7 protein-coding genes and 1 pseudogene are annotated in these 7163 nt (G+C 64.1%); all 8 read left to right on the top strand.

The features are described from left to right. Positions 1–292: 292 nt before the first annotated feature. Positions 293–1228 carry a P-type conjugative transfer ATPase TrbB gene (trbB, locus tag IM784_RS12630; RefSeq protein WP_374143591.1) on the top strand — a complete coding sequence of 312 codons (936 nt, stop codon included), beginning with the start codon at positions 293–295 and terminating at the stop codon, positions 1226–1228. Beyond that, positions 1225–1557: a TrbC/VirB2 family protein gene (locus tag IM784_RS12635; RefSeq protein ID WP_006964034.1), complete on the top strand. Its 333-nt coding sequence runs from the start codon at positions 1225–1227 to the stop codon at positions 1555–1557. The genes trbB and IM784_RS12635 overlap by 4 nt, the downstream gene beginning before the upstream one ends. After that, the gene (locus IM784_RS12640; RefSeq protein WP_199555684.1) at positions 1557–1826 is read left to right on the top strand and encodes a VirB3 family type IV secretion system protein; all 270 of its coding nucleotides are present in this window, start codon (positions 1557–1559) and stop codon (positions 1824–1826) included. The genes IM784_RS12635 and IM784_RS12640 overlap by 1 nt, the downstream gene beginning before the upstream one ends. Next, a complete protein-coding gene (gene trbE, locus IM784_RS12645; protein ID WP_199555685.1) occupies positions 1823–4279 on the top strand; it encodes a conjugal transfer protein TrbE in 2457 nt (818 codons plus the stop codon). The genes IM784_RS12640 and trbE overlap by 4 nt, the downstream gene beginning before the upstream one ends. After that, on the top strand, positions 4276–4995 hold the full coding sequence (trbJ, locus tag IM784_RS12650) for a P-type conjugative transfer protein TrbJ (RefSeq protein WP_199555719.1): 720 nt from the start codon (positions 4276–4278) through the stop codon (positions 4993–4995). The genes trbE and trbJ overlap by 4 nt, the downstream gene beginning before the upstream one ends. A gap of 1 nt (position 4996) precedes the next feature. After that, on the top strand, positions 4997–5251 hold the full coding sequence (gene trbK-alt / locus IM784_RS12655) for a putative entry exclusion protein TrbK-alt (protein ID WP_019054735.1): 255 nt from the start codon (positions 4997–4999) through the stop codon (positions 5249–5251). Continuing rightward, on the top strand, positions 5248–6528 hold the full coding sequence (trbL, locus tag IM784_RS12660; protein WP_199555686.1) for a P-type conjugative transfer protein TrbL: 1281 nt from the start codon (positions 5248–5250) through the stop codon (positions 6526–6528). The genes trbK-alt and trbL overlap by 4 nt, the downstream gene beginning before the upstream one ends. A gap of 21 nt (positions 6529–6549) precedes the next feature. Continuing rightward, positions 6550–7038, top strand: a pseudogene (trbF, locus tag IM784_RS12665) (conjugal transfer protein TrbF); the annotation flags it as partial. Between the last annotated feature and the right edge of the window lie 125 nt (positions 7039–7163).

Consider the following 7163-nt stretch of genomic DNA (forward strand, 5'->3'; position numbering starts at 1 on the left):
TGAAAGTTTCAAGAATTTCTCTATCTCTGCCTTTGCGCACCGTTCGAGTTGCAATTGACTCCCTCAGGCGTGCGTCGGCGGCGCACAGGCCATCGTCAAAGCGTTTCGAACTACGCTCCTCCCTGTTTTTCTATCCCCCACTGCTACGACGCTAAATCCTTGTTGAACTAGCCCCTTTTCTGCGTCTCTTACTCGTCCCCGTCGAGCCGGACGATCCTGTCCCGCTCCTGAAGCGGGGTATCCGATGGGCGCTGAGCCAGTCCGAATTGAAGCACGTTCACGCGGCGCACGCATGCTGCGCACGGCGATGGGCGTATCGATCGCGACCTGGCTGGCTGACCCGCAGATCATCGAGATCATGCTCAATCCTGATGGACGCCTCTGGGTCGACCGGTTGGGCATCGGACTGTCCGACAGCGGTGAACGCCTGACCGCAGCCGATGGTGAGCGCATCATCCGATTGGTTGCCCATCATGTGGGTGCCGAAGTTCACGGCGATGCACCACGCGTGTCAGCGGAGCTGCCGGAAAGCGGAGAACGGTTCGAAGGCCTCCTGCCACCGGTGGTGGCGGCTCCCACCTTTGCCATCCGCAAGCCCGCCGTCGCGGTATTTTTGCTCGAGGACTATGTCAGCACAGGAATCATGGGCGCAGCTGAAGCGGACAGGCTTCGTTGGGGCGTTGCAGAGCGGCTGAACATTCTTGTCGCTGGGGGCACTGGCACCGGCAAAACGACGCTCACGAACGCGCTGCTCGCCGAGGTCGCCAAAACCACAGACCGGGTGGTTCTCATCGAAGATACCCGCGAGCTCCAATGCCGCGCCCCAAACCTTGTGGCGATGCGGACCAAGGATGGCGTTGCCTCGCTATCCGATCTGGTCCGTTCCAGCCTTCGCCTTCGCCCAGACCGGATTCCGATTGGCGAAGTGCGCGGGGCCGAGGCGCTTGATCTCCTCAAGGCCTGGGGCACCGGCCACCCCGGAGGAATCGGGACGATCCACGCCGGAAGCGCGATTGGTGCCCTGCGGCGGATGGAACAGTTGATCCAGGAAGCAGTCGTGACTGTTCCGCGCGCCCTGATCGCCGAGACCATCAACCTCATTGCCGTGCTGGTGCGTGACGGCACCGGGCGGCGTCTCGCCGAACTGGCCCGCGTCGACGGGCTCGACCCGGTCACCGGCGACTATCGCCTGATTCCCGCCACCCAAACCCAAGGAGACCCCCTATGATCCATGCCCTCCGGCGCGGCACCAATCGCGCTGCGCTCGCTGCTACCGCTGCTTTCGTGATGGTGGCCACTGCCACCCCGGCGCATGCCGGTGGTTCGTCGATGCCGTGGGAAGCTCCGCTTCAGTCGATCCTCGAGAGCATCGAGGGGCCGGTCGCCAAGATCGTTGCGGTGATCATCATCATCGTCACCGGCCTCAGCCTTGCCTTTGGCGATACATCGGGCGGCTTTCGCCGGCTGATCCAGATCGTGTTCGGCCTCTCCATCGCCTTTGCCGCATCGAGCTTCTTCCTCAGCTTCTTCAGCTTCGGCGGCGGGGCGCTGATCTGATGACGTCGGCAGACGACATCCCCGGCTTCTATGCCCCGGTCCATCGCGCCCTTGCCGAGCCGATCCTGCTCGGCGGTGCGCCGCGCGCACTCGCCATCGTCAATGGCACGCTGGCGGGCGCGATTGGCCTCGGCTTGCGGCTCTGGTTCGCTGGCCTTGCCATCTGGGGAATCGGCCATGTGCTTTCGGTCTGGGCTGCACGCCGCGATCCGCAGTTTGTCGATGTCGCGCGCCGCCATCTCAAATATCCGACCTGGGTGCGGCCATGATGTCGCTTCAGGAATATCGGACCAAATCCGCCAGTCTCGCAGACTTCCTCCCCTGGGTCGCACTGGTGGGGCCGGGCGTGGTGCTCAACAAGGACGGATCGTTTCAGCGCACGGCGCGCTTTCGCGGTCCCGATCTCGACAGTGCCACGCCCGCTGAACTCGTGGCCGTCACCTCCCGGCTCAACAATGCTCTGCGGCGGTTGGGCTCGGGATGGGCGGTTTTCGTCGAAGCGCAGCGCACCGCGGCGCAAGCCTATCCGCAATCCCGCTTTCCCGATCCTGTGTCGGCACTGGTCGACAGGGAACGCCGCGAACAGTTTCGTGAGGAAGGCGCGCATTTCGAAAGCGGCTATTATCTGACGCTGCTGTGGATGCCGCCGCCCGAGGAAGCCGCGCGCGCCGAAGGCTGGCTCTACGAAGGCAAGGCGTCGACCGGGGTCGATCCCAAGGAACTCGTCAAATCCTTCGCCGATCGTACCGACCGCGTGCTGCATCTGGTTGAGGGATTTATGCCCGAGGCAGCGTGGCTCGATGACGCCGCCACGCTGACCTATCTCCACAGTACGGTATCGACCAGGACGCAGCGCGTCCGCGTGCCCGAAACGCCGGTCTATCTCGACGCGCTGCTGGCCGATGAGCCGCTGACCGGCGGTCTCGAACCCATGCTCGGCGCCCATCATTTGCGCACGCTCACCATCACCGGTTTTCCGACGGCGACCTTTCCCGGGCTGCTTGATGAGCTCAACCGGCAAGCCTTCCCGTACCGCTGGTCAACGCGTGCAATCATGCTCGACAAGACCGACGCCACCAAACTGCTCTCGAAGATTCGGCGGCAATGGTTTGCCAAGCGCAAATCGGTTGCTGCCATCCTCAAGGAGGTGATGACCAACGAGCAATCGGTGCTGATGGATTCGGACGCCTCGAACAAGGCGGCTGATGCCGACATGGCGCTGCAGGAACTCGGCGCGGATCATGCTGGCATTGCTTATGTCACTGCGACGGTCACGGTCTGGGACCGCGACCCGGCGCTGGCGGCGGAGAAGCTGAGGCTGGTCGAAAAGGTCATCCAGGGCCGCGACTTCACCTGCACGATCGAAGGCATGAATGCGCTCGAGGCATGGCTCGGATCGCTCCCCGGCCATGTCTACGCCAATGTCCGGCAGCCGCCCATTTCCACTCTCAATCTCGCCCACCTGATCCCCCTGTCAGCGGTATGGGCGGGAGCGGAACGGGACGAGCATTTCGGTGACGCCCCCTTGCTTTACGGCAAGACCGAAGGCTCGACCCCGTTCCGCCTTTCTCTTCATGTCGGCGATGTCGGACACAGCCTCATCGTTGGCCCGACAGGGGCAGGCAAATCCGTGCTGCTGGCGCTGATGGCGCTGCAGTTCCGGCGCTACAAAGGCAGCCAGATCTTCGCCTTCGATTTTGGTGGATCGATCCGCGCTGCCGCGCTCGGCATGGGCGGCGACTGGCAGGATCTCGGCGGCGCGCTGCATGCCGAGGAAGGCGACGGCGCTGCCGTTGCCCTGCAGCCGCTTGCTCGGATCGACAACGCCGGCGAACGCGCCTGGGCCGCCGAATGGCTGGCGGCGATGCTGGCCGGGGAAGGCATGGTGATTGACCCTGCCGCCAAAGAGCATCTCTGGTCGGCCCTGACATCGCTTGCGTCCGCACCACCTGCCGAGCGCACACTCACCGGTCTCGCGGTCCTACTGCAATCCCAGGAATTGAAGCAGGCACTAGCCCCGTATCTCATCGGCGGTCCATGGGGACGGCTGCTCGATGCTGAACAGGAACGTCTGGGTGAGGCGTCTGTGCAGGCTTTCGAAACCGAAGGTCTGATCGGCGCGTCATCGGCCGCTGCTGTGCTCGCCTATCTGTTCCACCGGATCGAGGGGCGGCTCGACGGCTCGCCGACCATGATCATCATCGATGAAGGCTGGCTCGTGCTCGACAGCCCGGCCTTCGCCGCGCAGCTGCGCGAATGGCTGAAGACGCTGCGCAAGAAGAATGCGAGCGTCATCTTCGCGACCCAGAGCCTTGCCGACATCGAGACGTCGGCCATCGCGCCTGCCATCATCGAAAGCTGCCCGACGCGCATCTTTCTGCCCAACGAGCGCGCAGCCGAACCGCAGATCGCACGGGTCTATGAGCGGTTCGGCCTCAATGATCGCCAGATCGAAATCCTGAGCCGGGCTACCCCGAAGCGCGACTATTACTGCCAGTCGCGGCGCGGCAACCGGTTGTTCGAGCTGGGCCTGGGCGATGTCGCACTCGCCTTCAGCGCCGCTTCTTCCAAAACCGATCAGATCCGCATCGCCGAACTTGTCGCAGCCCATGGCCGCGAAGGCTTTGCATCGGCCTGGCTCCAGAACCGCAGCCTCGCATGGGCGGCCGAGCTGCTTCCTCCCCCGCCGCCCGCACTAACGGACAAGGAAAACCGCCCATGAAAATACCCGTCCTCCGCCGCGCTCTCATGGCGACGGCGATCGCCACTTCGCTGGTTTCAGGCACCATGATCGCCGCGCCGGCGCAGGCCCAGTTTGGCGGGATCGTCTATGACCCCAGCAACTACGCGCAGAACGTGCTGACCGCCGCCCGGACGCTGCAGCAGATCAACAATCAGATCCAGCAGATCCAGAACCAGGCGACCAGCCTCATCAACGAGGCCCGCAACCTGGCCAGTCTGCCGGTCTCGACGATCCAGACGCTGCAGCAACAGGTCGACCAGACCCGCCAGTTGCTGAACCAGGCCCAACGCATCGCGTATGACGTGACCAACGTGCAGCAGGTGTTCAACGGCCGTTACAAGGGGGCGGCACTGACCGGCGGGCAAGCCCAGATGGTCGCCAACGCCAATGCGCGCTGGCAGGACAGCGTCGGCGCCTTCGAAGATGCCATGAAGGTGCAGGCCGGGATCGTCGGCAATCTGGGTGCGACCCGCAGCTCGATCACGACATTGGTCGGTGCCAGCCAGTCAGCGACCGGGGCTTTGCAGGCGGCACAGGCCGGCAATCAGCTACTGGCTTTGCAAACCCAGCAACTGGCCGATCTGACCGCCGCCATTGCTGCGCAGGGCCGCGCGCAGTCGATCGAGGCCGCGCGCAATGCCGCGACCGAGGCCGAGGGCCGCGAGCGTTTCCGCCGCTTCCGGACTCGGAACTGACATGAGCCGGTCGGTCAAGCTGGCGGCAGCCGCCGCTTTTGGCGGATTGCTGATCGCGGTCGCGGTTGTTTCGGCAACGCGGCCGCCGGCTCGGCACGACACAACGACCTATGTCGCGGACGAGACAGGATCTCCGAACCCTCACGCCGCAGAACTCAAGCGCTGCAGCACGATCACCATGCCGGAATCGGGATGCGATGCGGTCTGGGAAGCTGAGCGCCGCCGATTTTTCCATGGAAGGGACCGGCAGCCATGAATGATACCGGCGTCATCGACCAGTTTCTGACGGTCTTCACCCAGTATATCGACAGCGGCTTCGGCCTGCTCGGCGGTGAGGTCGGCTTCCTGTCGACCACTCTCATCGTCATCGACGTGACCATAGCTGCCTTGTTCTGGGCCTGGGGCACCGATGAGGATGTGCTGCAGCGCCTGATCAAGAAGACGCTCTACATCGGCACTTTCGCCTTCATCATTGGCAACTTCTCGAATCTCGCTGGCATTATGCTCCAGAGCTTTGCCGGGCTTGGCCTGCAGGCCAGTGGCAGCGGCATGGCCATCGGCGATTTCATGCGCCCCGGCGTTGTAGCCGCAACCGGTCTTGATGCCGGGCAGCCGCTGCTCGATGCCACCGCCGACCTTGTCGGGCCAGTGGGCCTATTCACTAATTTTGTGCAGATCCTGATCCTGCTGATTTCCTGGCTGATCGTCGTCATCGCCTTCTTCGTGCTGGCGATCCAGGTCTTCGTCACCATCATCGAGTTCAAGCTGGTGACCCTCGCCGGCTTTGTGCTGCTGCCGTTCGCCTTTTTCGGGCGCACCGCCTTCATGGCCGAGCGCGTCCTTGGCCATATCATTTCCTCCGGCATCAAGGTCCTGGTGCTTGCCGTCATCACCGGCATTGGCACGACCCTCTTCACGCAGTTCATCAATGCCGGACTCGGGGTCGAACCCGACATCCAGCAAGTCATGGCGATTGCGCTCGCGGCCCTGACCTTGCTCGGCCTCGGTATCTTTGGTCCCAGCATCGCCAACGGAATTGTCTCGGGCGGACCGCAGCTTGGCGCAGGCGCAGCGGCAGGCACTGCGATCGCTGCTGGCGCAACGATTGCGGGCGGTATCGCAGGTGCCAAGCTCGCGGCAGGTGCCGCCGGCTCTGCCATGGCGGGCACGGCCATGGGCGGTGCCCGCGCGGCAGGCGGCGCATCGGGTGCCTATGCAGCCGGAGCCGCTGGCAAAACCGGACGGGCTGCGGCTGCTTCGGGTCTCGCCAATGTAGCAAAATCAGCCGCAAGCAGCGCGGCGTCACCACTTCGCCGCGCCGCGGACAGCCTCAAAGCGAACTATGCCGCTGGCAAGGCCGGGACGCCCGCCAATGCGGCAACGACCGGCGCCGGCGATGGCCCTCCTGCATGGGCCACCGCGATGAAGCAGCGTCAGGCGATGACGCAGGGTGCCAACATGGCCTCGCATACCCTCAAGGGCGGCGACAGCCACGGCGGCGGCTCCGGCCCCGACATCTCCGACAAAAGCTGAAACTTCCGAAAAGGATCCGACATGTTTCGACGCCCCTCCATCCGCTACGGGACCAGTCCCGAGCCCGTCACACCCTATCAGCGCGCCGCCCAGGTCTGGGACGACCGCATCGGTTCAGCACGGGTGCAGGCGAAAAACTGGCGGCTCGCCTTCTTCGGTTGCCTTGCGCTTTCGGGAGGGCTGGCAGGCGGTCTCGTCTGGCAATCAGCGCGCGGCACGATCACGCCCTGGGTGGTCGAGGTCGACAAGCTTGGCCAGGCACAGGCCATCGCCCCTGCCGATGTCGATTATCGCCCGACCGACCCGCAGATGGCGTTCCACCTTGCTCGCTTCATCGAACAGGTGCGCGCCATTCCCGCCGATCCGATCGTGCTGCGGCAAGACTGGCTCAGGGCTTACGACTTCACCACCGACCGCGGCGCGCAGGCGCTCAATGACTATGCGCGCAACAACGATCCCTTTGCCCAAGTCGGCAAAGTGCAGGTCGCGGTCGATGTGTCGAGCGTCGTGTCCGTCGTCAGAACATTCGGCACAACTCGCGGCGTAGATTAGCGGAGTGCGGACCTCGTCAGGGGGTTGATGTTAGGCGGCGAACTTGCGGTGCTGCAAGCGCCGATGTTCGATGGTCTGTCGCT

The organism is Sandaracinobacteroides hominis (assembly GCF_016464365.1).
Lineage (GTDB): Bacteria > Pseudomonadota > Alphaproteobacteria > Sphingomonadales > Sphingomonadaceae > Sandaracinobacteroides > Sandaracinobacteroides hominis.

Coding starts and splice junctions, on each gene's coding strand:
- trbJ (WP_199555719.1), top strand. CDS start 4,276: ATGAAAATACCCGTCCTCCGCCGCGCTCTCATGGCGACGGCGATCGCC.
- trbK-alt (WP_019054735.1), top strand. CDS start 4,997: ATGAGCCGGTCGGTCAAGCTGGCGGCAGCCGCCGCTTTTGGCGGATTG.
- trbE (WP_199555685.1), top strand. CDS start 1,823: ATGATGTCGCTTCAGGAATATCGGACCAAATCCGCCAGTCTCGCAGAC.
- trbL (WP_199555686.1), top strand. CDS start 5,248: ATGAATGATACCGGCGTCATCGACCAGTTTCTGACGGTCTTCACCCAG.
- IM784_RS12640 (WP_199555684.1), top strand. CDS start 1,557: ATGACGTCGGCAGACGACATCCCCGGCTTCTATGCCCCGGTCCATCGC.
- trbB (WP_374143591.1), top strand. CDS start 293: ATGCTGCGCACGGCGATGGGCGTATCGATCGCGACCTGGCTGGCTGAC.
- IM784_RS12635 (WP_006964034.1), top strand. CDS start 1,225: ATGATCCATGCCCTCCGGCGCGGCACCAATCGCGCTGCGCTCGCTGCT.